Source organism: Bradyrhizobium sp. HKCCYLRH2060, from assembly GCF_051168135.1.
Classification (GTDB): domain Bacteria; phylum Pseudomonadota; class Alphaproteobacteria; order Rhizobiales; family Xanthobacteraceae; genus Bradyrhizobium.
Genome location: NZ_JBNPUK010000015.1, coordinates 122275 through 149131 on the forward strand (window position 1 = coordinate 122275; position 26857 = coordinate 149131).

The 26857-nt window shown below is 66.2% G+C and carries 22 protein-coding genes and 1 riboswitch; of the genes, 6 read left to right on the forward strand and 16 right to left on the reverse strand.

Annotated features, from left to right (window positions below; genetic code table 11):
- Positions 1 to 3 precede the first annotated feature (3 nt).
- Complete coding sequence (locus ACQR10_RS26095) at positions 4 to 1482, reverse strand: MATE family efflux transporter (RefSeq protein ID WP_316218165.1); 1479 nt, start codon at positions 1480 to 1482, stop codon at positions 4 to 6.
- 128 nt (positions 1483 to 1610) lie between these two features.
- A complete protein-coding gene (locus ACQR10_RS26100) occupies positions 1611 to 2717 on the reverse strand; it encodes a 2'-deoxycytidine 5'-triphosphate deaminase (RefSeq protein ID WP_316181992.1) in 1107 nt (368 codons plus the stop codon).
- A gap of 112 nt (positions 2718 to 2829) precedes the next feature.
- A riboswitch (SAM riboswitch) is annotated at positions 2830 to 2909 on the forward strand.
- Between the two features lie 78 nt (positions 2910 to 2987).
- Here ACQR10_RS26100 and ACQR10_RS26105 point away from each other — a divergent pair.
- On the forward strand, positions 2988 to 4196 hold the full coding sequence (locus tag ACQR10_RS26105; RefSeq protein ID WP_316218164.1) for an O-succinylhomoserine sulfhydrylase: 1209 nt from the start codon (positions 2988 to 2990) through the stop codon (positions 4194 to 4196).
- Between the two features lie 132 nt (positions 4197 to 4328).
- Here the strand turns inward: ACQR10_RS26105 and ACQR10_RS26110 are convergent, their stop codons facing one another.
- The 3 genes from ACQR10_RS26110 to ACQR10_RS26120 are packed head-to-tail and all read right to left on the reverse strand — an operon-like array spanning position 4329 to position 7601.
- Positions 4329 to 5489 carry a GDSL-type esterase/lipase family protein gene (locus tag ACQR10_RS26110; protein WP_315801589.1) on the reverse strand — a complete coding sequence of 387 codons (1161 nt, stop codon included), beginning with the start codon at positions 5487 to 5489 and terminating at the stop codon, positions 4329 to 4331.
- 13 nt (positions 5490 to 5502) lie between these two features.
- Entirely contained in the window at positions 5503 to 6261 is a 759-nt protein-coding gene (locus tag ACQR10_RS26115) for an SGNH/GDSL hydrolase family protein (RefSeq protein ID WP_315801590.1), read from the reverse strand.
- Positions 6261 to 7601: an OpgC domain-containing protein gene (locus ACQR10_RS26120; protein ID WP_316218163.1), complete on the reverse strand. Its 1341-nt coding sequence runs from the start codon at positions 7599 to 7601 to the stop codon at positions 6261 to 6263. Before ACQR10_RS26120 ends, ACQR10_RS26115 begins: the two co-directional genes overlap by 1 nt.
- Before the next feature lie 323 nt (positions 7602 to 7924).
- Between ACQR10_RS26120 and apaG the strand changes: the two genes are divergently transcribed.
- The gene (apaG, locus tag ACQR10_RS26125; protein WP_315801592.1) at positions 7925 to 8320 is read left to right on the forward strand and encodes a Co2+/Mg2+ efflux protein ApaG; all 396 of its coding nucleotides are present in this window, start codon (positions 7925 to 7927) and stop codon (positions 8318 to 8320) included.
- Between the two features lie 1049 nt (positions 8321 to 9369).
- Here apaG and ACQR10_RS26130 read toward each other — a convergent pair.
- Positions 9370 to 10338 carry an NAD-dependent epimerase/dehydratase family protein gene (locus tag ACQR10_RS26130; protein WP_316218162.1) on the reverse strand — a complete coding sequence of 323 codons (969 nt, stop codon included), beginning with the start codon at positions 10336 to 10338 and terminating at the stop codon, positions 9370 to 9372.
- A gap of 75 nt (positions 10339 to 10413) precedes the next feature.
- Between ACQR10_RS26130 and ACQR10_RS26135 the strand changes: the two genes are divergently transcribed.
- Positions 10414 to 10959, forward strand: coding sequence for a TetR/AcrR family transcriptional regulator (locus tag ACQR10_RS26135; protein WP_316181998.1), 546 nt, complete (start codon positions 10414 to 10416; stop codon positions 10957 to 10959).
- A gap of 127 nt (positions 10960 to 11086) precedes the next feature.
- Here ACQR10_RS26135 and ACQR10_RS26140 read toward each other — a convergent pair whose 3' ends face one another.
- The 3 genes from ACQR10_RS26140 to ACQR10_RS26150 all read right to left on the reverse strand — a co-directional run bounded on the left by ACQR10_RS26140 (position 11087) and on the right by ACQR10_RS26150 (position 14493).
- A complete protein-coding gene (locus ACQR10_RS26140) occupies positions 11087 to 12082 on the reverse strand; it encodes an Hsp33 family molecular chaperone (protein ID WP_316181999.1) in 996 nt (331 codons plus the stop codon).
- A 264-nt stretch (positions 12083 to 12346) separates the two neighbouring features.
- On the reverse strand, positions 12347 to 13273 hold the full coding sequence (gene argF, locus ACQR10_RS26145) for an ornithine carbamoyltransferase (protein ID WP_315801770.1): 927 nt from the start codon (positions 13271 to 13273) through the stop codon (positions 12347 to 12349).
- 8 nt (positions 13274 to 13281) lie between these two features.
- Positions 13282 to 14493, reverse strand: a complete 1212-nt coding sequence (locus ACQR10_RS26150) for an aspartate aminotransferase family protein (RefSeq protein ID WP_316182001.1) — start codon at positions 14491 to 14493, stop codon at positions 13282 to 13284.
- Between the two features lie 478 nt (positions 14494 to 14971).
- Between ACQR10_RS26150 and ACQR10_RS26155 the strand changes: the two genes are divergently transcribed.
- Positions 14972 to 15487, forward strand: coding sequence for a GcrA family cell cycle regulator (locus ACQR10_RS26155; RefSeq protein ID WP_315717142.1), 516 nt, complete (start codon positions 14972 to 14974; stop codon positions 15485 to 15487).
- Between the two features lie 120 nt (positions 15488 to 15607).
- On the opposite strand, the gene ACQR10_RS26160 is transcribed toward ACQR10_RS26155, so the two are convergent.
- The 4 genes from ACQR10_RS26160 to ACQR10_RS26175 all read right to left on the reverse strand — a co-directional run bounded on the left by ACQR10_RS26160 (position 15608) and on the right by ACQR10_RS26175 (position 20207).
- Positions 15608 to 16915 (reverse strand): ATP-binding protein, encoded by a 1308-nt coding sequence (locus tag ACQR10_RS26160; protein ID WP_316182003.1) that lies wholly within the window; start codon positions 16913 to 16915, stop codon positions 15608 to 15610.
- Positions 16916 to 16943: 28 nt separating this feature from the next.
- Positions 16944 to 17999, reverse strand: a complete 1056-nt coding sequence (locus ACQR10_RS26165) for a lysylphosphatidylglycerol synthase domain-containing protein (protein ID WP_315751236.1) — start codon at positions 17997 to 17999, stop codon at positions 16944 to 16946.
- A gap of 503 nt (positions 18000 to 18502) precedes the next feature.
- Positions 18503 to 18808: a hypothetical protein gene (locus ACQR10_RS26170; protein ID WP_315801599.1), complete on the reverse strand. Its 306-nt coding sequence runs from the start codon at positions 18806 to 18808 to the stop codon at positions 18503 to 18505.
- 4 nt (positions 18809 to 18812) lie between these two features.
- Positions 18813 to 20207, reverse strand: a complete 1395-nt coding sequence (locus ACQR10_RS26175) for an OmpA family protein (RefSeq protein WP_315801600.1) — start codon at positions 20205 to 20207, stop codon at positions 18813 to 18815.
- Positions 20208 to 20371: 164 nt separating this feature from the next.
- Here ACQR10_RS26175 and ACQR10_RS26180 point away from each other — a divergent pair, with 164 nt between their 5' ends.
- Together ACQR10_RS26180 and ACQR10_RS26185 are read left to right on the forward strand one after the other, a co-directional pair.
- Positions 20372 to 21430, forward strand: a complete 1059-nt coding sequence (locus tag ACQR10_RS26180; protein ID WP_316218161.1) for a polysaccharide deacetylase family protein — start codon at positions 20372 to 20374, stop codon at positions 21428 to 21430.
- Between the two features lie 117 nt (positions 21431 to 21547).
- Positions 21548 to 22357, forward strand: a complete 810-nt coding sequence (locus tag ACQR10_RS26185; protein WP_316218160.1) for an SDR family oxidoreductase — start codon at positions 21548 to 21550, stop codon at positions 22355 to 22357.
- Positions 22358 to 22509: 152 nt separating this feature from the next.
- Here ACQR10_RS26185 and boxB read toward each other — a convergent pair whose 3' ends face one another.
- The 3 genes from boxB to ACQR10_RS26200 form a co-directional block, all read right to left on the reverse strand.
- Positions 22510 to 23961, reverse strand: a complete 1452-nt coding sequence (boxB, locus tag ACQR10_RS26190) for a benzoyl-CoA 2,3-epoxidase subunit BoxB (RefSeq protein WP_316218159.1) — start codon at positions 23959 to 23961, stop codon at positions 22510 to 22512.
- Between the two features lie 117 nt (positions 23962 to 24078).
- Positions 24079 to 25767, reverse strand: coding sequence for a 2,3-epoxybenzoyl-CoA dihydrolase (gene boxC / locus ACQR10_RS26195; RefSeq protein ID WP_315801604.1), 1689 nt, complete (start codon positions 25765 to 25767; stop codon positions 24079 to 24081).
- Positions 25768 to 25862: 95 nt separating this feature from the next.
- Positions 25863 to 26666, reverse strand: a complete 804-nt coding sequence (locus tag ACQR10_RS26200; protein WP_316218158.1) for an alpha/beta fold hydrolase — start codon at positions 26664 to 26666, stop codon at positions 25863 to 25865.
- Positions 26667 to 26857: the final 191 nt, after the last annotated feature.

Below are 26857 nucleotides of genomic sequence, written 5' to 3' on the forward strand. Positions count from 1 at the left end.
GGCTCAGCCGACACGCGCCGGGGGCGGCGCGTGCGCGTCAGGACCGCGTCCGGCCGCCAGCACGGCCGGGCGCAGCTCCAGCGCCGCGGCCGGCTTCGGCCCCCACCGCGTGAGCATGACGCTCGCGAGCGTCAGCACGCCGAGCAGCACCATCGAGGACGCCGCCAGCATGAAGAAGTCGCCCTCGGTCGCGGCATGGCTCAACAGATAAGAGCCACCTGCGGCGATGAACACGAGCCGCACCGTTTGCGCCAGCACCGGACCGATCACCCTGGCTGCGCCCTGCGAAGAGAAGTACATCGAGATCGCCAGGCCGATGAAGGCATACATCGGCGCGGCGACCTGCAGATAGTGCCGGCCGGCGCCGCGCGCGCTCTCGTCCTGGGTGAAGATGTCGACCCACAATTGTGGGACGATCGCGATCAGCGTCGACAGCGCGCCAACAGACGCGAACGACACCAGCCCCGCCGTCCAGGCGATGCGGCGGGCGCGCGCGATTCGCTGCGCGCCGATCGCCATGCCGACCATCGGCACCGAGGCCATGCCGACGGAGAAGGCGACCGTGGTCATCATAAATTCGAGCCGCGCGCCGATGCCGTAGCCGGCGAGCACCGCGGTGCCGAACGACGCCAGCATATGCGTGAAGATCGCGATCGACAGCACGGATTGCAGCGGCGAGAAGCAGGCGACGGCGCCGACCTTGAGAATGTCGGCGAACATCGCGCCGCTGATCCTGAGGCCGCGCAGCTTCGGCCGGACGCGCGCGCGCCCCGAAAATAGGTACCAGCCCATCACCGAGATGCTGACGCAGAACGCCAGCAGCGCGCCGGCGGCGACGCCGCGCATACCGAGCCCGAGGACCAGGCTGAGCGTGCCGCCCAGCACGATCTGCAGCATCGCCGAGCTCAGGATCATGAACGACGGCAGCTTCATGTTGCCGGTGCCGCGCAGGATGCCGGCCATCGAGTTCATCAGCCAGGGCAGGATCGCGCCGCCGAAGAAGATCTGCAGATAGGCCGTGGCATGGCTCAGCACCGCGCCGCGGCCGCCGAGCAACTCCAGCAAGGCCGGGCCGAACACCAGCATGCCGATCATGAAGGTCGCGCCGAACAGCAGCGCGATCAGCAGCGCATGCGAGGCGAGCGTCGAGGCGCGATCGGTGTCGCCGGCGCCCAGCGCCCGTGCGATCGCCGAGGCCACACCGCCGCCCATCGCGCCGCCGGACATCGTCATGGTCAGGATCACCAGCGGAAACACCAGCGCCATCGCCGCCAGCGCCTCGATGCCGAGCCGGCCGATATAGGAGGTCTCGGCAATGACGACGCAGGTGCCGGCCGTGTTGGCGATGATGTTCGGCCAGGACAGCGACAGCAGGGTGCGCAGGATGGGTCCGTCGACGAGCTTATTCCGCATCGGCTTCTCGGGGGGCGGCAATGCACGCCCCTCGCCGACCGGATTGTCGGCCAGGCCGATCTCGGACATCTCAGCTCCCCGCTCGGCCGCGCAGGTCGCGGCCGTCTTATCGTTCGATTGCTTTCGCTTTCCTAGCACGGCGCTGGCGCGCGCCCTGTGCGGCAGGCGCATTGGGGGTGCGCGGCAGACGCAGCCGGCTAGAAGCGGAAGTGCTTGGAAAGCTTCAGGCCCTGGGCCTGGTAGTTGGAGCCGATGCGGCTGCCATACATCGCGTTGGGACGCGCCAGCATCTTCTCGTAGACCAGGCGGCCGACGATCTGGCCGTGCTCGAGGATGAACGGCACCTCGCGCGAGCGCACCTCGAGCACCGCGCGCGAGCCCTGCCCGCCGGCGCCGGCATAGCCGAAGCCGGGATCGAAGAAGCCGGCATAGTGGACGCGGAATTCGCCGACCAGCGGATCGAACGGCACCATCTCCGCGGCGTAGTCCGGCGGCACCTGCACGGCTTCCTTCGAGGCCAGGATGTAGAACTCGCCGGGATCGAGGATGAGGCTGCCGTCGGGCCGTGCCTTGATCGGCTCCCAGAACTCCTCGACCGGATAGCCGGCACGGCGGTCGACGTCGACGACGCCGGTATGGCGCTTGGCGCGGTAGCCGACATAGCCGTTCGCATTGCTGCCTGAGAGGTCGACGGACAGAGCGACACCGCCGGCGAGATCCGCATCATCGCGATCCACCAGCCGCTCGGCCTGGTGCAGCGCGATCAATTCGTCCTCCGACAGGACCGCGTCGCGATAGCGGAAGCGAACCTGGGACAGGCGCGAGCCTTCGCGCAACAGGACCGGAAACGTCTTCGGGCTGATCTCTGCGTAGAGCGGACCGTGATAGCCGGCGCCGATCATGTCGAAGCGTCGCGTGCCGTCGGCAATCACGCGGGTGAACACGTCGAGCCGCCCGGTCGAGCTCTTCGGATTGGCGGCCGCGACGATGTCCTTCGGCAGCGCCAGGCTCTCCAGCAGCGGCACGATGTAGACGCAGTTGGTCTCCAGAACCGCGCCGTCGGCGAGCGCGAACTCGTGCAGCTTCAATTCGTCGATGCGCTCGGCGACGGTCGATCCCGGCCCCGGCAGAAAGCTCGCGCGCACCCTGTAGGCGACGTCGCCGAGCCGCAGGTCCAAGCTCGCCGGCTGGATCTGGCTCTCGACGAAATCATATTCGGGAATGATCAAGCCGGCCTCCGCCATCGCCACGATCATGCGATCGGGGAGGATGCCGTGGGCGTCGGCGGGAAGCGAAAACGGCAAGGCCTGATCCTTTGCAGGCGCCGGAACGGCGGCTTGTGGAGCCAATATAGGGTCTTTTGACCGGTTATCCGATGGCCGGCTTGACGGAAAGGCCGGTTGCGACTATGAGCACCACTTATCCCGTGGTGATTTGAGCCGGCCGGCTTGCAGCCACGTTAAATAAGTCGCTAAACAGGCCGGGGACGAATGTGATCCCGGCCTTGAGGAGTTTTCCCAGGCCGGTTTTTTTGTGCCCATCGCGCCGAGCGCGGTGGTCACGATGGAGGTCACATGTCGAAGTCCCCCGCGAAGGCGCCGGTGTCGTTCGCCCAGTATCGTCCCGAAACCCGGCTGGTGCATTCCGGCACCTTGCGCTCCGAATTCGGCGAGACCGCCGAAGCGCTCTATCTGACGCAAGGTTTCGTCTACGCCACGGCCGAGGAGTGCGAGGCGCGCTTCAAGGGCGAGGATCCCGGCTTCATCTATTCGCGCTTCTCCAATCCGACCACGGCGATGTTCGAGCGCCGCATGATCGAGCTCGAGGGCGCCGAGGCCTGCCGCTCGGCCGCAACCGGCATGGCTGCGGTCACCACGGCGATCCTGGCCCCCCTGCGGGCCGGCGATCACGTCGTCGCGGCCAAGGCGCTGTTCGGCTCGTGCCGCTACGTGGTCGAGGATCTGCTGCCGCGCTACGGTATCGAGTCGACGCTGGTCGATGGGCTCGATCTCGACCAGTGGCAGAAGGCGGTCAGGCCGAATACCAAGAGCTTCTTCCTCGAGAGCCCGACCAATCCGACGCTCGACGTGATGGACATTCCCGCCATCGCCGAGATCGCGCACGCCCATGGCGCGCGGCTGATCGTCGACAACGTGTTCGCCACGCCGATCTGGCAGAGCCCGCTCGCGCTCGGCGCGGACGTCGTCGTCTACTCCGCGACAAAGCACATCGACGGCCAGGGCCGCTGCCTCGGCGGCGTGATCCTGTCGTCGGAAGCCTTCATCGCCGAGCACATCCACAACTTCATGCGCCAGACCGGCCCGTCGATCTCGCCGTTCAACGCCTGGGTCCTGCTCAAGGGCCTGGAGACGCTCGCGGTGCGCGTGCGCGCGCAGACTGAGACCGCCGGCAAGGTCGCCGATTTTCTCGCCGCGCATCCGAAGATCTCGCGGCTGATCTATCCCGGACGCGAGGACCATCCGCAGGCGGCGACGGTCAAGAAGCAGATGCGCGCCGGCTCGACCCTGGTCGGCTTCGAGGTGAAGGGCGGCAAGGCGGCGGCGTTCCGCACGCTCAACGGATTGAGGCTCGCGCGCATCTCCAACAATCTCGGCGACGCCAAGACGCTGGTCACGCATCCCGCAACGACCACGCATCAGCGGCTGACGCCGGACGCGCGCGCCGAGCTCGGCATCAGCGAGGGCTTCATCCGCTTCTCCGCCGGGCTCGAGCATGCCGACGATCTGATCGAGGATCTCGACGCCGCCCTCAGCGCGGCGTAGCGAATGGTGAAGTGGCGTCGCGAGTAGACCGATCTCATCCCTGCGCGCTACTCGTCATTCCTCATCCGCACATCACCTCCGGATCCCGGGGTTCGCTCGCGCGGCGAGCGCCCCGGGATGACGCCCGCGGCGTCACATCGGCCGATAGGTCGGCACCTCGGCCGGCGCGTTGATGCCGAGCTTGACCTGGCCAACCGAGCGGATGATGTCGTCGCCGAGCAGTTGCGCGAAGCAGGCATAACCCCAATCGCTCATATGCAAGCCGTCCGAGATCACGAACTCGTTCATCGGGATCGCCTGCCGCTCGTGCCAGTCGCGCATCACCTCGAAGCGCGGGAAGATGCCGGCGTGATGCAGCTCGGCGATGCGGCCGAGCAGCTTGTTCATGCGACCCGCGCTCTCCTGCCGCTCGTTCACGCGCGGCGAATATTGCAGATCGACCAGCACGACATCGGAGGCTGCGGCCTGGATCTTGGCGACGCCGTCCTCGACCAGCCTGGCGGTCTCGGCCGGATCGAGATCGCGCAGCACGGCATTGGTGCCGACCTGCCAGATCACGAGATCCGGGTGACGGTCGATCACCGACGTCTCGATCCGCTTCATCATCTCCGGCGCATCCTCGCCGCCGACGCCGGCATTGATGACGCTGATGTCGACCATCGGATATTGCCGGCGCAGCTGCGCGGCGAGCCGATTCGGATAGGTGTAGTCCGGCGCGCTCGCGCCATAGCCCTGCGTCGACGACGAGCCGAAGGCGACGATCACGATCGGCAGGCCGGAGGCGAGCTTGTTGGCGACGTGCGGCAGCGAAATGAAATTCTTCTTCGCGACGCCCTTCGGCGCCAGGCACGGCACGCGGTTGAAGATGTCGGTGGCCGATTTGGCGACCTGCTTGACCTTGTCGATCGCCCGCTCGGTGATGCTGCGCGATTGCGGCGGCGTGGCCGCGACGCCCTGCCCGGCTGCAGCCGGCGGCTGTGCATCGGTCATGGCCGGCGCGGTCGTCGCCGCAGGCGGCGCGGTCGTGGCCGCCGGGCGCACCGCGGCGATCGGCCCGCGCACCTGATCGTTCGCCTGCGCCAATGTGACGTGTCCGATGCTAGGTCGCAGCTCGCTGATCAGCGGAGTCTTCGGACCGGAGCTCTCCACATCGGACAGCGCGGCGGGTGCAGCCGGCGCTGCGCTCTGCGCCCGTACCGTCTGCGGGCTCAGCGCGAGGGCGATGGCAATGACCGCAACGGCCGAAAGCTTCTCCCATGTCCCGGATACGCGGTGACACTCATTCGACGTCATGAACGACATAATCCTAGTTCTGCTGCGCCGGCCCGATATGCGCCGCGTCGATGATGAACTTCGACAGCGCCCGGCCGATGCAGTCATGAACCTGCCTGGCCAGCTCGACCCCGTGCGTCGGATTGAACAGGTCGAAATCGCCCTGCTCGTTCCACTGCCGCATGATGGCAAACCGATCGAACAGCGGAATGTCGCGGTGCTGCGCCACCACACGCATGTTGTCGACATAGGGCGGCACGGAGATCAATGTTTCCGTCCGCGGACTGTATTGCAGATTCATCAAGACGACGTCAGCTCCTGCTTTCTGCAGCGTCGCCACACCGTCGTCGACCGCCTGCCGGAACTCATCAGGATCGATCGACCGCATGGCGTCGACCGTGCCGGTCTGCCAGATGACCAAATTAGGCCTTTTTCCTTCCACCAGTTTAACGAGATTGCCCGCGACTTCCTCGGCCGTCTTCTTGGGCTGCAGCTCGATGCTGAGATTGACGGCGACCGCCGGCAGCTTGTCCTTCAGCGCAGCCTGCAGACGGGCGGGGTACGCATTGGCGTCGGAGGTGTTGACGATCGAGGACGAGCGGCTTCCGACGACGAGAATATCGAGTGTGCGGCCGTTCTTGACGGCGTCTGCAACCTTCGGGAGCGGGCTCTCGGTGGTCAGCAGGTAGGCCGGCACCTCGCAGTTCTGCGGCGCGTCTTCCGCGCGCGCGGAGGCCGCCAGCGAAACAGCCAGCGCCGCGATACCAAACCTTAACCACGAGACGGACTTCATCAGCCCCCTCCCGCCAGATCGGCGTTGCTGCGCGCACCTTTTCGCGCGGCGCCCTTATCGGCCTCACGCTTGTACCACGAAATCAACGACGCCACCCCCCACATGATGAGGATGCCGCAAAGGCTGATCACCGCGTGCATCATGGCGCCGCCGGACACTTCGGCAAGGACGAAGTGGCCCGCAAACGCCAGAAATACGCCAAGACAGAAGATCTCGAGCGAGTGTTGCCCACAAACAATCAGCGGGCGCAGCCACGGCGACTTCAACAGCGGCCAATCCTTGCGCAGATAGTGCACGGTGAGTGCTGCGAGTGCGAGGAAATGCGCGAAGCGCAACACGTCAAGGTCGGTCTTGTCGATCGGATACATCCACTGCTCGATTCGGCGCGGCATCAGATGGCCGAGCTGCGGGATGTACCAGGTCAGGGTCACGCAGAACGCCGCGACCAGATAGGCGACGCAGAGCCCGAGCGTGATCGGCGAGTTGATGATGCGCGACATGCGCTGGGCGCCGCCGAGCGCGCACCACGCACCGAACACGAACAGGAGCTGCCAGGCGAACGGGTTGAACGCCCAGAAGCCGTTCGGATAGGCCGTCAGATAGAGATCGAGCTCCCAGGTGAGTGCGTAGAGAACGACCGAGAGCCCGAGCGTGACATCCGGACGCCAGCGCATCAGCCACAGGATCAGCGGCAGGAACAGCATCAGCACGATGTAGAGCGGCAGCACGTCCATGTTGACGGGGCGGAAGCGCAGGATCAGCGCCTGCACGATGGTCACGTCCGGCTGCTTGAGAAAATCCATGATCCCCATCTCTTCGGTGTAGAGCGGGTTCTCGAAGCTGGTCGCGACGTAGGAGATCTCGGCGAGGAAGATCGTGAACAGGAAGACATGGGCGACGTAGATCTGCCAGACGCGACGCAGGATGCGCGCGGTGGCGACGATGAAGCCGGCATCCTGCATCGCCCGGCCATAGACGAATGCCGCCGTGTAGCCGGAGATGAAGATGAAGATCTCGGTGGCGTCGGAGAAGCCGTAGTTGCGGATCGTGAACCAGGTCAGCAGGTTCGGCGGCAGGTGGTCGATGAAGATCAGCCATAGCGCCAGCCCGCGAAACAGGTCGAGCCGCAGCTCGCGCTCGCCGACCGCCGGGAAGGTGATCGCCGGAGCAGCGGTGGTGGCGGGTGCAGCAGTGGCGGCCGGCGCGGCCGCGACGGCGGATGCTGATGCGACCACAGGTGCAGCCGCGCTCGCCGCGGCGGCGGTCTCCGCAGCCGGCGCGGGCGCGGCGCTGGCTGCGGGGGCGGACGGTCCGGCAAGGCGATCGGCAATCGACGTCATCAGGCACCGCGTCAAGGCTGCCAGCCTTCGAGGCCCGGCAGGGGAAATGTAGGGCTGCGCAGTTTTTGCGCAAGCGATGAAGGACTTATCAGCTGGGCCGTGCCCAGTTTTTCGACCTTGGCGGCCAGCTGGTGGGCGATCGCACGACGCAGGACAGGTCGATCGCCGCCAGGGTCTGCCGGCCGCGCCCGATCCGAGTCCAAGGAACGGACCGCGCGTACGGCCGACAGAGTGCGCGATTCTGGTGCCATAATGCGGAACTGTGTTGAAAGCACGATGGCGTCGCGATTGGTTCCGGCGCGGGTTTCCGCTACAATGCCACCATGTATCGCGCCGTGACTCGCCACATCGAAGTGACCGTCGAACCGAACTTCCTGCCTGAGAAGTCTTCGGTGGCCGATGGCCGCTGGTTCTGGTCCTATACCGTCGTCATCACCAACAGCGGGGAGGAGACGGTGCGGCTGCGCAGCCGCCACTGGATCATCACCGACGGGATCGGCCGGCAGCAGGAGGTGCGCGGCGAGGGCGTGGTCGGCGAGCAGCCGGTGCTCGCGCCAGGAGAGCGCTTCGAATACACCTCCGGCGTGCCGCTCACCACCGCGTCCGGCTTCATGGCCGGCTCCTACCAGATGGAGAGCGAGAGCGGCGAGCACTTCGACATCGCTGTGCCGGCGTTTTCGCTCGACAGCCCGGACGGCGGCAAGCGGGTGTTGAATTAGCCGAGCGTGCACTTGGTTCGGCTGATGACCGATCGTGCACCCGCATTTTTGTACTTGGCTTTCAACGTTCATCGCGTATCGGCCCGGCACATCCGCTGACTTCTGCTCAGCTGTCGTCCCGGGCAAGCGTCCGACAACGCGCCAGCGTTGGCGGATGCGCCGACCCGGGACCCATAACCACAGTGTGCAGTTTGGCGACGGCTGGAGCGACGATGCCGTTTCACCACAAGACCCTGTGGTTATGGTTCCCCGCGCGACGTGCGCAATTGCGCACTAGGCGGGGACGAAACCATTTCTGTCGAAGCGAGATTGCGTCACACCGCCCCTCTCTGACTGACGTCACAGCACTTCGCGTTCTCGCGACGCATCCCGCGCCCGAGCTTTGTCGATTCGTTCGCCCTCTCCAAGCAGAGGGCGCAGGGAAGGCCGGGCCTCGGCTGAGGCCCGTGGCCCGCCTGCGAAAAGAATGCAGGCGGCAGGTACCACAGGTTCAGCCGGAACGACCCGGCCCTCCCTGCGCGATCGGTTTTAACGGCTGCTTCGCGTTCTCCCTGGTGCGCCGTGCTTTCTGGCCACCATCCCCACGCGAAGCGAAAGCTCCGGCGTGAGTTGATATCAGCGTCGGGATATCAGGACCGCGCGACTTGACCGTGCGTGCATCGCCGTTCGTCCGCGCGGACTGATCCACGCTGCGGCAATACACGCCCATCGCATCCCACTGCCAACGGTTCGTGACGGTCGCGAAACGCCCCTCATGCGGCAGCAGAGACGCGCGGAAATGTGCCAGTGATTTGCCCGACGACACAAGTTGTTTGTTGCTGCGACAAAGGAGCGCGACGGGCAGTGCGGTCGGCACGATCCAGGATGAACTAATAGCGACGAAGCACCGGACCATAGGGCGGGCAAAAGGCACTTGGAGGCCCGACGATAGAGGCACAAGTGCACGGCGCCGTGCCCACCGCCCGCGACCACCGCTCGCGATCGTGGGAACGCGATCACGCTCGGAGGCGCCGTCGGGGCCACCGTGCCGCCAGCGCGACGCCCTTCGATCATCCCCGCATGCGCGCGATGCCTTCGGCCCAGGTCACGACCGGGGTGTAGCCGAGGTCGCTTCGCGCCTTGCTAATGTCGAGCGTGAAATCCTGGCCGATCATGCGCAGTGTCTGGCGCGTGATCGGCGGCTTGGAACGCAGATGAAACATGCGCCAGACGGTCTCCATGACGGCCGCCATGCGCCAGGCGATGCCGAACGGTGCGGATCGTTGGATGGGGGGAACGTCCCGGGTGCCGAGCAGATCGGTGATCACCTGCTTGAGCGTGCCGGCCTGCCCGTCGGTGACATGGTAGGCCTGCCCGCCCCGGCCTTTTTCGGCCGCCAATAGCAGGCATGCGACGACATTGTCGACGTGGCTCGTGGACATGAGCTGTCCACCGCCGTCGGGCAGCGCGAAATGACCTGCCCTCGCGGTTTCGACCATGGCATCGAGCATCGGCATCCCCTCGCCCCAGATCAGCGGCGGCCGGACCACGATCGTGCGAAACGCAGCCGTGTTGGCCTGCCGCACCATCTGGTCGGCGTCCGCCTTGGTCGCGATGTAGGGCGCCCAGGACGGCCTTTGCAGCGTCGCATCCTCGCTGACGTCCCTCATCGGCTTCGGACGTCCCATCACCACCGCGGCGGCTCCGGCGGCGACAAATGTCGATGCGCCAGCCGCCTTGGCGGCGGCCAGCATCTTGCGCGTGCCGTCAACATTGGCCTCGCGAAACAGCGTATGAGGGTCCCACTCGCTCAAGTGCCCGGCCACGTGAAAGACCGTGTCGCACCCTTGCATACCCTCGGTCAGCGCCATCTCATCCTGAAGGTCGCCCCGACGGGTCACGACACCCGGGCCCTCGACGGCCGCCGCCGCCTCGTCGCTGCGAACCAGCGCGACCACTCGCACATTCATCTCCCGCAACCGCGCGATGAGGCGCTTGCCGACGAAGCCGGAGCCGCCTGTGACAAAGACGTTTTTCATGCTACCTCTATAGCGTTGCTATAGCACTCATATAGCACCGCTATAGGCCAATGCAAGATCCGTCAGGGACTGTCGATGTCGACCGAAGATCAGATTCTATCCGCCGCCGCTGAAATCCTGGAACGGCAGGGCCCCGAAGCCGTGACGACGCGGGCGGTGTGCCAAGCGGCGGGCGTCACCGCGCCAACGCTCTATCACCACTTCGGTGACAAGAGCGGATTGCTGCGTGCCCTGGTCTTGCGGGGGGTCGAGACGTTCATGACACAGAAGCGGACCAACCGTCACACCGCTGACGCCCTCGCCGATCTGAAGCGCGGCTGGAACGGCTGGATCGCTTTCGCACTCGAACGACCAAAATTGTTCCGCATGATGATCGATCAAACCCGGTCGGACCCAGGCGCGTCCAGAGAGGCTTTCGGACTCATGCGGGCGGTGGTCGAGCGGCTTGAAGCCCAAGGGCGTTTGACGACCGACGTGGACACCGCGTCACGAACGATCTGGGCGGCTTCGAACGGCGTTCTGACCCTGTTCTTGCAGGACGTGCCGGCCGCCGAGATCAAGCGGTCGAGTGACATCTTGCTGGAGGCGCTTGTCGCGAGGTTTGTGCGAACTGATCAGTAATGCGACTCCATCCCATCGCGTCACGATCCGGCGCCCTGTTGCGCATCACGCCTTGCGGCATCGCTCGCTGGCGCATCGCCGGCCGTCCAATCACTCCTGCCGGGCCGTCGCGTCGTGAATCGACGGCCTAGTTCTCCGTCACGCCCGCCTCGTGCGGGGTGAACTGATAGACCGAGGAGCAGAACTCGCAGGTGACGACGACCTTGTCGTCCTTGACCATGTCGGCGCGGTCCTGGGACGAGAAGCTCTTCAGCATGTTGGCGACCGCGTCGCGCGAGCAGGAGCAGCGCGCCTGCAGCGGCACGGTGTCGAACACGCGCACGCCGCGCTCGTGGAACAGGCGATACAGCAGCCGCTCGCCGGACAGCGCCGGGTCGATCAGCTCGATATCCTCGACTGTCGCGACCAGCGATTGACCCTCGATCCAGGCCTCGTCTTCCTCGACCGCGTGCAGCTCGGTACCCTCCGGCGCATCGCCGGGATGCAGATCGGCCTGGCGCAGGCGCTCGGGCGCCTGCGGCAGGAATTGCGTCAGCAGGCCGCCGGCGCGCCAGCGGTGCTTGCCGCCGCTCCACTCCTCGCCGACGGCGAGGCGCACCCGCGTGGGGATCTGCTCGGAGCGGAGGAAGTATTCGTGCGCGGCCTCCTCCAGGCTGCCGCCGGAGAGCGCGACGAGGCCCTGGTAGCGGCTCATGTCGGCGCCCTGGTCGATGGTCATCGCCAGATGGCCCTTGCCGAGCAGGCCGCCGGAGTCCTTCGCTTCCGAGAGCCGCGCCTCGTCATAGCGTGCGTAAGCGCGCAACCGGTCGGGCGCCTGGAAGTCGACAACCAGAAACGAGACCGGACCATCGGTCTGGGTCTGCAGGATGAAGCGACCGTCGAACTTCAGCGAGGAGCCGAGTAGGGTCGTCAGCACGATGGCTTCGCCGAGCAGCTTGCCCACGGGCGCGGGATAAGCGTGCTTGGTGAGGATGTCGTCGAGCGCCGGGCCCATGCGGGTCAGCCGCCCGCGCAGATCGAGCGCCGCGACTTCGAACGGCAGCACGGCGTCGTCGACCGGCACCGCCGAGGGCGCGCGGCTGGTGTCGAGGTTGATGTTGGTAGCGGGGGGATTGGCTGTCATGGGGCGTATTTGGGGTTTTTTGGCACGAATGGAAGGGCACCCCCCGACTGTCGTCCCGGCTTGAGCCGGGACCCATACCGCGGATGCTATCGAGGGACGTCGGTAGTAGTCACTCGTCTTGCAGCCCACACCAGGCCTTGACGAACGAACCACGATCCCGACAACTAAGCAGAGCAACGGCCACCGCTGCAAACCAGTTCGATCACGCGGTATGGGTCCCGGCTCAAGGCCGGGACGACACCGGTGGTGTGGCGCCGTCGAACCCTACGCCCGCTCGCCGAAGCACCACGCCAGGATGCCCTTCTGGGCGTGCAGGCGGTTTTCAGCTTCGTCGAAGACGACGGACTGCGGGCCGTCGATCACCTCGTCGGTGACCTCTTCGCCGCGGTGGGCGGGCAGGCAGTGCATGAACAGCGCCTCGGGCTTGGCCAAGGACATCAACTTCGAATTGACCTGATACGGCTTGAGCAGGTTGTGGCGATGCTCGCCGTCCTTGTCGCCCATCGACACCCAGGTGTCGGTGACGACGCAGTCGGCATTCGCCACGGCCACTTCCGGGTCGTGGCCGAGATGGATGTCGGCGCGGGTGGCGCGGATGAAATCCTTCATCGGCTTGCCCGGCGACAGCTGCGGGGGGGTGGCGACGTTGAGCCGGAACTTGAAGCGCTCGGCGGCATGCGCCCAGGACGCCAGCACGTTGTTGTCGTCGCCAGTCCAGGCCACGGTGCGGCCCTCGATCGAACCGCGATGCTCCTCGAAGGTCATCACGTCGGCCATCACCTGGCAGGGATGCGAGCGCCGGGTCAGGCCGTTGATCACCGGCACGGTGGCGTGCGCGGCGAGCTCGAGCAGCGCCTCGTGGCTGAGGATGCGGATCATGATGGCGTCGACATAGCGCGACAGCACGCGCGCGGTGTCGGCGATGGTCTCGCCGCGGCCGAGCTGCATCTCGGTGCCGGTCAGCATGATCGCCTCGCCGCCGAGCTGGCGCATGCCGACGTCGAACGACACGCGGGTGCGGGTCGACGGCTTGTCGAAGATCATCGCCAGCACCTTGCCCTCGAGCGGCTTCTTCGCCGGCTCGCGCGCCTTCAAGGTCTTCTTCATCGCGCTGGACAGCGCCAGCACGTTGCGCAGCTCCTCGACCGGCATCTCGGTGAGATCGAGGAAATGACGCGGCGTGTTGCCCATGGTCTTGCTCATGATGCGGCCGCCTGCCTGGCAGGCTTGCCCGACAGCGCCGCACAGGCGCGATCGAGCATCTCGACCGATTGTTCGATTTCGGATTCGTTGACGATCAGCGGCGGCAGAAAGCGCACGACGTTGTCGCCGGCGCCCACCGTGAGCAGCTTCTGATCGCGCAGCGCCGCGACCAGATCGCCCGACGGCACCACCGCCTTGACGCCGATCAGAAGGCCCTCGCCGCGGATCTCGGAGATGATGTCGGGATGACGATCGAGGACGGCACCAAGCTTCTGCTTCAACAGCAGCGACATCCTGCGGACGTGATCGAAGAAGCCGGGCGCCAGCATCACGTCGAGCACGGCGTTGGCCGCGGCGACCGCCAGCGGATTGCCGCCGAAGGTCGAGCCGTGCGAGCCCGGCGTCATGCCCGACGCGGCCTCGGCCGTGGCGAGCACGGCGCCGATGGGAAAGCCGCCGCCGAGCGCCTTGGCCAGCGACATCACGTCCGGCGTGACGCCGAGCCAGCGATGCGCAAACAGATCGCCGGTGCGGCCCATGCCGGTCTGGACCTCGTCGATGACGAGCAACAGACCGTTGTCGTCGCAGAGCTGGCGCAGCGCCTTGTAGAACGGCAGCGGCGCGGTGCGCACGCCGCCCTCGCCCTGCACCGGCTCGACCAGGATGCCGGCGGTGTGCGGACCGATTGCCTTCTTCACCGCTTCGATGTCGCCGAACGGAACCTGATCGAAGCCGTCCATCGGCGGACCGAAGCCGTCGAGATATTTCGCGGAACCTGTCGCGGCGAGCGTCGCCAGCGTGCGGCCGTGGAACGCGCCTTCGAAGGTGATGATACGGTAGCGTTCGGGATGGCCCTTGGCGGCGTGATATTTGCGCGTGATCTTGATCGCGCCTTCCATCGCCTCGGCGCCGGAATTGGCGAAGAACACGTAGTCGGCAAAGCTCTGCTCGCACAGCCGCGCGGCGAGGCGCTCGCCATCCGGGCTCTTGAACAGGTTCGACATGTGCCAGAGCTTGGCCGCCTGTTCCTGCAGCGCCTTGACCAGATGCGGGTGCGCATGGCCGAGCGAATTGACGGCGACGCCCGAGGTGAAATCGAGATAGCGATCGCCATTGGTCGCGATCAGCCACGCGCCTTCGCCGCGCTCGAACGAAAGATCGACCCGGGCGAATACGGGGAGGAGATGCGTAGCGGCAACACTGGTCATGGCGGATCACATGAGCTGACGGGCCGGCCGAGACACGCGCCACGCGGCGCCATCGCGCATCAGGGACCCCACCCTGGAAAACAAAATGTGCCGCCTTTTCAAGGCGGCACGTACATCTATTGTATGCGGGCAGCGGTGGGAGTCAACTACGCGTCAGCCGATGCATGGCGGGGCCGGCCCGTGAGATTGCGGACGCACGACACGGCTCGAGACGTGCCACAGGGAACCACGGAATGTGTGGACTGCGGCCACCGACTCTTGCGCGAGAGTCACGCCATATTGTAGCGTTTTCGACGTCGAGTACGACATCTCGTGCGGCAGTTCTGATCCCTCTCGAAGTTCTCTGAGTTTGCGTAACGTCCGGGTGCCTCGTGCGCGCCCGGCGAGGGATAAGGGATTCTGCCGCCAGGGATTTTCTTGAGACAGCATCGCAGCGCCGTCCCGGAATTGGCCGGCGCAACGCGAAGGGAAAGGTTCGATGACCGTATTGACCTGGTCCGACGATCGCGTCGAGCAACTGAAAAAACTCTGGGAAGCCGGACTATCGGCCAGCCAGATCGCCGCGGAACTCGGAAACGTGACGCGCAACGCCGTGATCGGCAAGGTGCACCGGCTGGGCCTGTCCGGCCGCGCCAAGAGCCCGGCCACCGCGGCACCGCGCCAGCGCAAGGCGGCCCGCCCGGCCCAGCCGATGATGCGGGTGGCGCGCCCGGTTGCGCGCGGCAACACGGCGCTCGCACAGGTTTTCGAGGTCGAGGCGGAGCCCGATCCGGTTGCATTCGACAACGTCGTGCCGATGAACCAGCGGCTGTCGCTGCTGGAGCTCAACGAGGCGACCTGCCACTGGCCGGTCGGCGATCCCTCGAGCGCGGATTTCTTCTTCTGCGGCGGCAAGGCGCTGTCCGGCCTGCCCTATTGCGCACAGCATTCGCGTGTCGCCTATCAGCCCGCGGCCGACCGCCGCCGCCAGCCGGCGAAGTCGACCACGCGCTGAGCGGTTGGCCGCGACAGGCGATGAGGATGCTCCACATCGCCCCGCGATCTCCGGCTGCTTACTCAGAACGATCGATGACGTGTGCCCGGCCTGCGCCGGGCCGCAGGATGCGCCCGCCGATCAGGCGCCCCGCGCGGGCTTCGACTGCGGAAAGCAGGCCGTGAAGGCGGCGCCATTGCGCGGCACGCTCTCGATCAGCAGCCGGCCGCGATGGCGGTTGAGGATGTGCTTCACCAGGGAGAGGCCGAGCCCGGTGCCGCCCTGCGCGCGGCTGTCGCCGACATCGACGCGATAGAAGCGCTCGGTCAGGCGCGGCAGATGCTCGGGCGCGATGCCCGGGCCGAAATCGCGCACCTTGACCCGGATCTCCGGCGCGTTCTCGGCGGAGACGGCCTGCTCCAGCGAGACGATCACGCGCCCGCCCGAGGCGCCGTATTTCAGCGCGTTCTCGATCAGGTTCTCGAACACGCGCAGCAATTCCTCGCGGTCGCCGGCGATCGTCACCGGCGCCTCCGGCAGGCTGGTCTCGATCACCACCTGGCGCTCCCTGGCCAGCGACTCCAGCCCGTCGGTGACCTGGCGGATGATGGGGACGACGTCGACCATGGCGTGGGGCTGGACATGCGCCGACAGCTCCACCCGCGACAGCGACAGGAGATCGTCGATCAGCCGCGCCATGCGCGTCGCCTGGATGTGCATGATGCCGAGGAAGCGCTCTCGCGCCTTCGGATCGTCCTTCGCCGGCCCCTGCAGCGTGTCGATGAAGCCCGAGAGCGCCGCCAGCGGCGTGCGCAGCTCGTGGCTCGCATTGGCGACGAAGTCGGCGCGCATTTCCTCGACCCGGCGCAGCGGGGTTAGATCGTGGAACGTCATCAGCATGCATTTGTCGGTGCCGCCGAACGCCGTCGGCACCGGCACCGGCGTGATGATCAGCTCCATCCAGCGATCGACCGGAACGTGATCGTGATAGGTGGCGCGACGGATCTCGGTGGTGGCGATCGCCTCGCGCAGCGCGGTGATGATCTCCGGCGTGCGCAGCGCGAACTGGGCGAGCTCGCCCTTGCGCAGGGCCGGCGCGAGCTGCGCGGCGGCGCCATTGAGGTGGATGACGCGGCCGGCGCGGTCGAGCAGCACGGCGGGATCGGGGATGCCCTCGACCACCGCGCTCACGGCCGGCGCCTCGACCGGGTTGGCGTGGCGCTCCTCCTCGCGCTTGGCGACCGCGCCATGCAGCCGCCACGGCACCAGGGCGGCGGCGGAAATACACAGGAATACCGCCAGGGCCCGCAGCGGCAGCAGCTCGTCCAGCAGCACGAGCCCGGCCAGCGCGAGCGCCGCAGCGAGCAGGATGATCGCGGAATGGCGCAGCCGGTCCGGCCAGGGGGTGAAGATCGAGAGCGAGGTGTCGGAGGGAGCGTCGAGGGCCATCTGGTCCGATTGTTCCCTTGAACTGGCGTCAGGCACCGGAATCGCTGCGTTTCCTCACAAAAGCGGCTTCGGGCGGGGGGCCCGGATCGAGGCTGAGCGCGGCCTGCCGCAGCCGCTTCGACCGCGTGCTGATGATAACCTCGCGAAACGTCAGCAAGATTACAGAAATGAGGAACGGCGCCAAATAATACAGCATCCGGAACAGCAGCATTCCGGCCAGCAGCTCCTCGCGGTCCATCTGCCACAGCCCGACCAGCATCGCGGCGTCGAACACGCCGAGCCCGCCGGGGGAATGGCTGGCGAAGCCGAGCAGGGTTGCCGAGACGAAGATCACGGCCACCACGACGAAGCCGAGATTGGGCTCGTCCGGCACCAGTACGTACATCGCCAGCGCGCAGAAACCGAGGTCGATGATGCCGATCGCGATCTGCAACAGGGTCAGCGGGCCGCTCGGCAGCACCACGGTCCACGGCCCGCGGCCGACCACGCGCGGCTTGGTCCATACCCAGGCGACATACCCCAACAGGCCGACCAGGATCGCGATCGCCACCATGCGGTTGACCCAGGGCGGCAGCTGGTCGATCGAGGCCGCCGCCTCCGGATGATAGCTGATGCCGAGCCCGAGCACGGCGGCATTGCCGAGCCAGAACGTCAGGCCGGCGAGGAAGCAGATCTTGGCGACGTCGATGGCGTTCAGCCCATGGGCCGAATAGACGCGGTAGCGCACGGCGCCGCCGGTGAAGACGCTGGCGCCGACATTGTGGCCGATCGAATAGCTGGTGAAGGCAGCCAGCGCGTTGACGCGGTAGGGCACGTGGTCGTGGCCAATGGCACGCACCGCGAACAGATCGTAGAAGGTCAGCGTGAAATAGCCGGCGGCGACGAACAGCGCGGCGAGCGCGATCTGATGCGGCTCCGTGCTCTTGATCGCCTCGAGCACCTCGTAGGTGTCGATGCCGCGCAGCATGTGGTAGAGGACGTAGCAGGCGACCGCGATCACCGCGATGCTGATCAGCACGCCGAGCTTGTGCAGGACTTGCTTCTCGCGCAGGAACGTGGCCGCTCTGCGTATGGCTTCAAGCATCTACACCTCTCACCGTGATCCGATCACGACGGCCGGGGATGCCGCGCCCCGGAGGCCGCAGCATCATGTGCGCATACAACGCCCTCGTAGCGCGTTTCGACGCATTGGGGAACACGGAGCGTGCGAACAAAAGCGTACACATGGATATACTTAGCAGGCTTTACGGAAATGCGATGCACCGTTTTGCCGCACATGAGGCAAGACATCAGGCAAAGACGTCAGGCAAGGCATCATGCAGGACGGCGGGTCAGCGCACGCTCCCGCCAGCCTGCAAACCCCAGGTTAAACTTTGGTGAGGAACGCGGATCTCCGGGCTTTCCGGGGCGCCCCATGGCTCGGCGGGTCGGCATGGCTCAACGATAAGCGCGAGCTGCGCGTTTGACAGGTTCGCGCCTCGTCAAACCTTCGTGTCTCGCAGTTGCGATGACCTGGGCACGCGGACGGTGGGCGCGCCCGCCGCAGTCTCGGCAGGTGGCGTCGGGTGCAGCCCGGTGCGGGCGGTTTCAGGCCGCCGATTTCGTCCGCATGCTGCGGATCACCACCAGCGCCCGCAGCCAGGTGCCGATGGCGCAGCCGACGAGGTAGGGCACGAACATGATCAGCAACAGCTCGAGCCAGTAGCCGGCCCGGCCGGGGATCAGGGAGACCACGGCCGCCGCGACCAGGCCGGCGGCCAGCGCCGCCAGCAGCCAGGTCAGCCAGCCCGACACGCGCGGGGCGCGATGCACCACGGCGACCCAGCCCATCGCCAGCCCGATGGCGAATGCGCCGGCCAGCCAGCCCCAGTGAAAGGCAACGAGATAGGCCATGACGTTACCTCACCACGAATTCGATGCGCCGGTTCTGCGCCCGGCCGTCGGCGGTGTCGTTGGCCGCGATCGGCTGGGTGCTGCCATAGCCGATCGCGCTGAAACGATCGGCCGGCAGCCCGGCCTTGACCAGATAATCGACGACCGCCTGGGCGCGCTTCTGCGACAGCACCTGATTGGCCGCAGAGTCGCCTTCAGCATCGGTGTGCCCGATGATCTCGACATTGGCGGAGGGACAGCGGAACGCGATCTCGACGAGGCGGTCGAGCAGACCGGTGGAATCGCGGTCGAGGTCGCTGCGGCCGGTCTCGAAGCGGATCTTGGCCTTGCCGAGCAGGTCGGAGAACAGCTGCTGGCACACCGTGGGATCGACCGGGGCGGCTGCCGGCTTCACCGTGATCTCGGCCTTCACCTGCCAGCCCTGCGGCACGTCCTTGGCGAGCCCGGTCCGGATCTGGGCGGCGGCGGCGTCGTAAAGCGCATCACCCGAAATCTTGATGTCGCGGTCGGACACCACCAGCGTGCCGGTCGACAGCCGCGACAAGGCGCCCAGCGCCGGCACCACCGCATTCACGAAATTGGCCGGCGCGCCGAGGCTGTTCTTGAGATTGTCCACGACCTTCTCGCTGAAGAATTTGCGCGATGAGGAGCCGATGACGACGGCGTGGATGTTCTCGTCTGGAACGTTGCCGGCGAGCGTCACGGTCACCGCGACCGGGTCCTTGTAGGCCTGGAAGACATAGGGCGGCGCCTTGACCTCGTTGCTGGCGACCTTGAAGCCGTCAGGCAGCTTTCCGAGCGCGGCCGCGATCGCCTCGCGGCCGCCGAGTTCGCGCGCCATGCCGGACAATGTGACGTCGCCGTCGGAGATCGTGAACTTGCCGTCCTTCAGCTTGGCGATCTGGCCGATCAGCAGCAGCGCCGCATCCTCGAAGCGCGCCGGCGCGCCGCGCGCCAGGCCCATCTGGTCAGCGACCTCCACGCCCGGCAGCGCCGCCCGGGTCGCGTCCATCAGCTTGCCCTTCAAGGCGGGCAACGGCGCGCTGCCACCCAGCGTCACCCGGACGACGTCACGCTCGGCCGACCAGACGAACGGCTTGGCCTCGGGGACCAGCCGGGTCTCGTCGTTGACGAGCCGCACGCCGGCCACGGCGTCGACCGCGGCGACGGCATCGCGGCGCCCGGCCTCGGAAAACGCATTGGCGCGCAGCGAGACATCGCGGCCATCCACCGTGATGCTCGTCCTGTCGAGCACCGCCCCCTTCAGGGCGGCCGCACTGCGACCGGCGAGATCATTCTCCAGGGGAACGGTGCTGGTCCAGGCCGCGAAGCCCCAAAGCACGATCAGCGGGATGACACCAGGCCACCATTTCCCGCTCCACCTGAAAAGTCCGCGCATTCGTCATCCGTCGCATCGAGGAAGCAGAGAGAAAACAAACCCTTGCATGCCTGTCAAACCGGAAATGAGGAGCGCCGCACGGTACGTTGCGACCGCAGGCTAAGGTTTTCTTCAATCATTCGTCGGTAACCTTGTCCCGACACTCACCGGGCCGCATATTTCAGATGAGGCGATTTCGCAAAACCTTTATCCGCGCCGGCCTGGAAGCGCTGTATCTGAGCGGCGCGCATGTCTGGCTGCGCCCGATCTTCTCGGGCGTGGGTGCGATCTATACGCTGCATCATGTGCGGCCGCACCGCGACGCCGATTTCCAGCCCAATTGTCACCTCGAGGTCACGCCGGATTTCCTGCGCGAGATGTTGTCGCACCTGCGCGACCACGACATCGAGATCATCACTCTCGACGAGTTGCACAGCCGGCTGATGGCGAAGGACTTCTCGCGCCGCTTTGCCTGCTTCACCTTCGACGACGGTTATCGCGACAATCGCGACTTCGCGCTGCCTGTCATGCGCGAGTTCGATGCGCCGTTCACGATCTATGTGACCACCGATTTCGCGTCCGGAAACGGCCGGCTCTGGTGGGTGACGCTGGAGCGGCTGGTCGCGAAGACCAACGCGATCGACATCGAGATCGGCGGGATGTCGTTGCAGCTCGATGCATCGACGCCGGCAGCCAAATGCGTGACGTTCCAGCGCCTGCACGACTGGCTGCGCGCACTGCCAGGCGAACACGACGTCCGGCGCGAGATCAGCGGGCTGTGCGCGCGCTACAACGTCGACGAGGCGTCGATCTGCCGCGAGCTCTGCCTGTCCTGGGACGAGCTTCGGGCGCTGTCGGCAGAGCCGCTGATCTCGATCGGCGCGCATTCGATCAGCCATTGCAATCTCGCCAAGCAGACCGAGGAGACGGCGCGCATCGAGATCGCCGACAGCCGTGCCCGGATAGAGAAAGAGTTGCAGCGGCCGGTGCTGCACATGGCCTACCCCTACGGCGACCGCGCCGCCGCCTCGCAGCGCGAATTCGTACTGGCGGCCGCGAGCGGCTACAAGACCGCCGTCACCACCCGGCCCGGCATGATCTTCGCCGAAAGCGCCGATCATCTCACGGCTCTGTCGCGCGTCTCGCTGAACGGCCATTACCAGGACGCCCGCGTGCTGCCGGTGCTGACCTCGGGCGCCGCGACCGCGATGTGGAACGGCTTCCGCCGCATCGACGCGGCATAGGCCGCGTCTTCACGCCCCCCCGATGAATTGCGGCAAATCCTTGCGACTGCGTCTCACTTGACAGTGCCGGCGCGTCCCGCACACAAGCGCGCACGACATAAGCAAAAGGGAGGCACCATGCTCAAGAACCTGTTCTCGCTCGAAGGCCGCATCGCGCTCGTCACCGGCGGCTCGCGCGGCATCGGCAAGATGATCGCATCCGGGCTGCTCGCGCAGGGCGCAGCCCGGGTCTACATCACGGCGCGAAAGGCCGGTCCGTGCGAGGAGACTGCCAAGGCACTGACGGCGGAATATGGCGGCGAGTGCATCGCACTGCCGATCGACATCTCGACGATGGCGGGTATCGACATGCTCGCGGCCGAGATCAAGACGCGCGAGCCCAGGCTCGACATCCTCGTCAACAATGCCGGCGCGGCGTGGGGCGCCGACTTCGACGAATTCCCGGAGAGCGGCTGGGACAAGGTGATGAACCTCAACCTCAAGACGCCGTTCTTCCTGACCAAGGCGCTGGCGGCGCCATTGCGCGCGGCGGCCAGCGCCGATCGGCCGGCGAAGGTCATCAACATCGCCTCGATCGACGGCATCTTCGTCAACCCGCTCGAGACCTATTCCTATGCGGCGAGCAAGTCCGGCCTGATCCATCTGACGCGGCGCATGGCCGCCAAGCTGATCAAGGACCACATCGTGGTCACCGCGATCGCGCCGGGCCCGTTCAAGTCCGACATGAACAAGGCCGCGCGCGACAACGCCGACGAGGTCGCCGCGCGCGTGCCCGCGGGCCGCATCGGCACCGACAAGGACATGGCGGGGACAGCGATCTTCCTGGCGTCGCGGGCGGGCGACTATGTGGTGGGAAACACGATCGCCGTCGATGGCGGCATCGTCTACGCGAATCCCGGCATTCCAGGCGCGGGCTGGGATAGTTGAGGCCGAATTAGTAACCCAAGGAAAGGTCGGCTCCCTCCCCCCTTGTGGGGGAGGGGTGGAGAGGGGGGGGGTAAGCCACGAACGACCGTCTCCGCGGCTTCCCTCCCTAGCCCTCCCCCACAAGGGGGGAGGGAACAGACCGGGTCCAGGTCTCAGGTCTCGATCTTCACGTACTCGAAATCACCCGGCTTGTTGTCGATGCCGACTTTCGGGGGTGCGATCCACGACGCGTATTCGCCGATCTCGGTGACGGGCTTCATCAGCGAGGAGATGTAGGCGCCGTCGTCGGCCGAGGGCAGCCAGTCGCCCTTGCGCTTCGCCCACGTGCCCTCGTCGATCAGGATGCCCTCGGGCGTCGCATGGACGTCCTTGAACTCGCCGATGGCGCGGTGGAAGGCGGTATGCGGCAGCTTGAGCTGGAAGTCGTAGCCGGCGGTGGTGATGATCTTGTTCCAGCGCAACAGGCCCTTGATGCAGTCCTGCGAGTAGTCGTCGCGCAGGCGCATGTTGAGCGCGGTCAGCGCCGGCTCGTCGACCCGCTTGATCTCGCCGTCGACCAGCTTGAGCACCGGATAGGTCGAGTTCTTGAGCTGGTGATCGTCCTGGATCTGGGTCTCGTGATAGCGGCCCTTGATGCCGGCGTTGAAGGCGTTCGCCGCGTTGGTCGAGACCTCCGAGCCGAACAGGTCGAGCGACAGCGTGTAGTGCAGGTTCAGCTTCTTCTGGATGGTCGGCAGGTCGATGACGCCGAGCGCGCGGACCTTGGCGATATCGGTGGGATCGTCGATGCCGGCGGCCCGCATCGCCTCGACGGTGCGCTGGATGACGCGGCCGACGCCGGTCTCGCCGACGAACATGTGATGCGCCTCTTCAGTCAACATGAAGCGGCAGGTGCGCGACAGCGGATCGAAGCCGGACTGCGCGAGGCTGTGCAGCTGCATCTTGCCGTCGCGGTCGGTGAAGTAGGTGAACATGAAGAACGACAGCCAGTCCGGCGTCTTCTCGTTGAAGGCGCCGAGCATGCGCGGAGAGTCCGCATCGCCCGAGCGGCGGCGCAGCAGCTCGTCGGCTTCTTCGCGGCCATCGCGGCCAAAATATTTCTGCAGCAGGTAGACCATCGCCCAGAGGTGACGGCCCTCCTCGACGTTGACCTGGAACAGGTTGCGCATGTCGTAGAGCGACGGCGCCGTCTTGCCGAGATGGCGCTGCTGCTCGACCGAGGCCGGCTCGGTGTCGCCCTGGATCACGATCAGGCGGCGCATCAGCGCGCGATATTCGCCGGGGACCTCCTGCCACGCCGGCTCGCCATAATGCTCGCCGAACGGAATCTTGCGATCCTCTTCCTGCGGGGCCAGCAGGATACCCCAGCGATAGTCCGGCATCTTGACGTAGTCGAACTTCGCCCAGCCGCGCGGATCGACCGAATAGGCCGTGCGCAGATACACGAGCGACTGCTGGAAGCCTTCCGGGCCCATGTCGTTCCACCAGTCGACATAGCCGGGATGCCAGCCTTCCAGCGCCTTGAGGACCTGGCGGTCCTCGGCGAGATTCACGTTGTTCGGAATCTTGGTCGAGTAGTCGACGTTCATGATGTTCATGTTCATGGCGTGCCTCCCTGAAATCTTCCCGGTGGTCATGCCGGGCCTTGTGCCGGGCATCCACGTCGTTCGTGTCGATGAGCCCGTCATGGCCGGGCCAAGCCCGGCCATGACGGATGATAACTACACGCGCGTCATGTCGTATTGCGGCCGCTCGCCGGTGCCGTAGCGCCGGAGCGCGCCCTCCTCGCCGACCGCGTTGGGGCGCTGGAAGATCCAGTTCTGCCAGGCGGTCAGGCGAGCGAAGATCTTCGATTCCATCGTCTCGGGACCGGCGAAGCGCAGATTAGCCTCGAGGCCGGTGAGACTGTCGGGCGAGAAGCTGGCGCGCTCCTCGAGGAAGACCCGGATCTCGTCCTCCCAGTCGATATCGTCGAGCGCGAAGGTGACGAGGCCGAGCTCCTCGGCCTCATCTGCCTCCAGCGGCTTGCCGACCTGCTCGTGCACGCGCTCGAGCCCGTTGGGATCGTCGAGGAAGCGCGACTGCAGCCGGGTCAGACCGTGGCTCATCGGATAGGGACCGAAATTCATCGCCGACAATTCGATGGAAGGCGCCGGGCGGTTGTCGCCCTGGATGGTGCCGATCAGCATGTAGGAGCGGTCGGAGGCGAACACGAGCTCGGCCAAGGTGCCGGCGAAGCACGAGCCGGGCTCGACCAGCGTCACCAGCGTGCGCGACGTGACGTCGATGCGCTTGAGCACGCGCTTCCAATAGTGCCTGATCTCGTTGACCAGCCAATGCGCCTTGTTGGCTTCGAGGAAGGCGTCGTAGGCCAGGACCTGGGAGTTCTCGCCCTGCGACTTGAACACCAGCATTGCGATGCCGAGTTCGTTGATGCGCAGATGCAGGATGGCGTCATCGAGCTCGCGCGCGACCTGCAGCGGCCAGAACGAGGCGCCCTGCCCGATCATGCCGTCGATGTCGGCCGGCGGCGCGGCCTCGGGAGCTGAGACCGTGATGGTGGCGATGCGGGCGGCGCGGTCGATGTCGACATTGACGAAGCCGTAGCGCACGCTGCTCGCGTCAATGATGCGCTTGAGCGGCGTGAGCGCGACGCCCTTGCCGCTGCCGTTGCGCTTGGATGCGGCCGCGAACTCCCTGGCGCGCTCGGCGACCTTGGCATCGACCTTGGAGTTCGGCGCTATCTCGTCGACGAGACGCCATTGCACGGCGCGCTTGCCCTTGACGCCCTCCTCCGTCGTGCAGAACGCGTCCGCACGGTCGCGGCGCACCTTGCGCTTGTCGACGACGCGCGTCAGGCCGCCGGTGCCGGGCAGCACCGCGAGCAGCGGCACCTCCGGCAGCGACACTGAAGACGAGCCGTCATCGGCGAGGATGATGTGATCGGTGGCGAGCGCGAGCTCATAGCCGCCGCCGGCCGCGGTGCCGTTCACCACGGTGATGAAGCGCTGGCCGGAATTCTCGGATGAATCCTCGAAGCCATTGCGGGTCTCGTTGGTGAACTTGCAAAAGTTCACCTTGTGGGCGTGGGTCGCGCCCGCGAGCATGCGGATGTTGGCGCCGGCGCAGAACACGCGCGGCTTGGCCGAGCGCAGCACCACGACCTTCACTTGCGGGTGCTCGAAGCGCAGCCGCTGCACGGCATCTGCAAGCTCGATGTCGACGCCGAGATCATAGGAATTGAGCTTGAGCTGGTAGCCCTCGAACAGGCCGCCATTCTCGTCGACATCCATGGCGAGCGTCGCCACCTCGCCGTCGATCGAGAGCTTCCAATGTTTGTAGCGGGAGGGATCGGTCTGAAAATCGATGAACGTCTTGCCTCCCGCGAGCACGCGGTCTTCCCCGGCCATGAGTCACCCTTCGTTGGAGTGCTTATCGTTGAGATGCACAATAATTCATGTTATGGCTGGCGTCTACCGTTAAATGCCAGAACATGCACTTTGTTTCATGTTTGTGATGCCGGTGACGGCAAGGTGGCTGCGGCGAACTCGGCGATAACGCGCAGGGTCGCCTCGGGCGCCTCGCGATGCGGGGAATGGCCGGTCTTGGGCAGCATCGTCACCTCGACCGGGCAGTAGCACTCCTCCTGGAGGATCTCGACCTGGCGGACGGTGCCGTACTGGTCATCGACGCCCTGGATCACGGCCACGGGGACGCGGATGTAGGCGAGGTCAGCCGTGATGTCCCAGGTCCGGAACGCCGGATCGAGCCAGGCGCCGTTCCAGCCATGGAACGCATTGTCGACGTCCTTGTGCCAGCGGCCGAGCTTGGTGCGCAGCTCCGTGGTTTCGTAAGTGGTCTTGATCGCGGCGATCGACGACACCGAAACGTCCTCGACGATGACATGCGGCGCGATCAGCACGATACCCTGGAGGCGATGGTCGGCGTGGCTGCCGGCATAGATCGCCGCGATCGAGGCGCCGTCGGAATGGCCGACGAGAAGACCGCGCCGGAAGCCGATCGCGTCGAGCAGCTTCGGCAGCACATCGCGCGCCTCGCGCTGCATGTAGTCGAGCGGGCGCGGCAGAGTGACCGGGCTCGAGGCGCCGTAGCCGGCGCGGGAATAGGCGAGCACGGAGGCGCCGGTGGCCTGTTGGAGCTTGTCGGGGAAGTCGCCCCACAGGCCGACCGAGCCCAGCCCTTCATGCAGCAGCACGATGCAAGGGGCGTCGGACGGCTGCGGGCCGATGAGACGATATTCGAGCTGGGCGGAGTCGATGGTGAGGAAGCCGTTCGGTGAAAGCTGCACGGTCACTCTCTCCTTCGTCATGCCCGGGCTTAACCCGCCTGCGCGGCCGAAGCCGCTTCGACGCGGCGAAGGCCCGGGCATCCACGCCTTTCTTCGTCGCGGCGGGATGGTTGGCCGGGTCAAGCCCACGGCTGTCCGGTTCAGACAGACTGGACATGGTGCATGGCGTGGATTCTTCTGCGGTCTTGAGC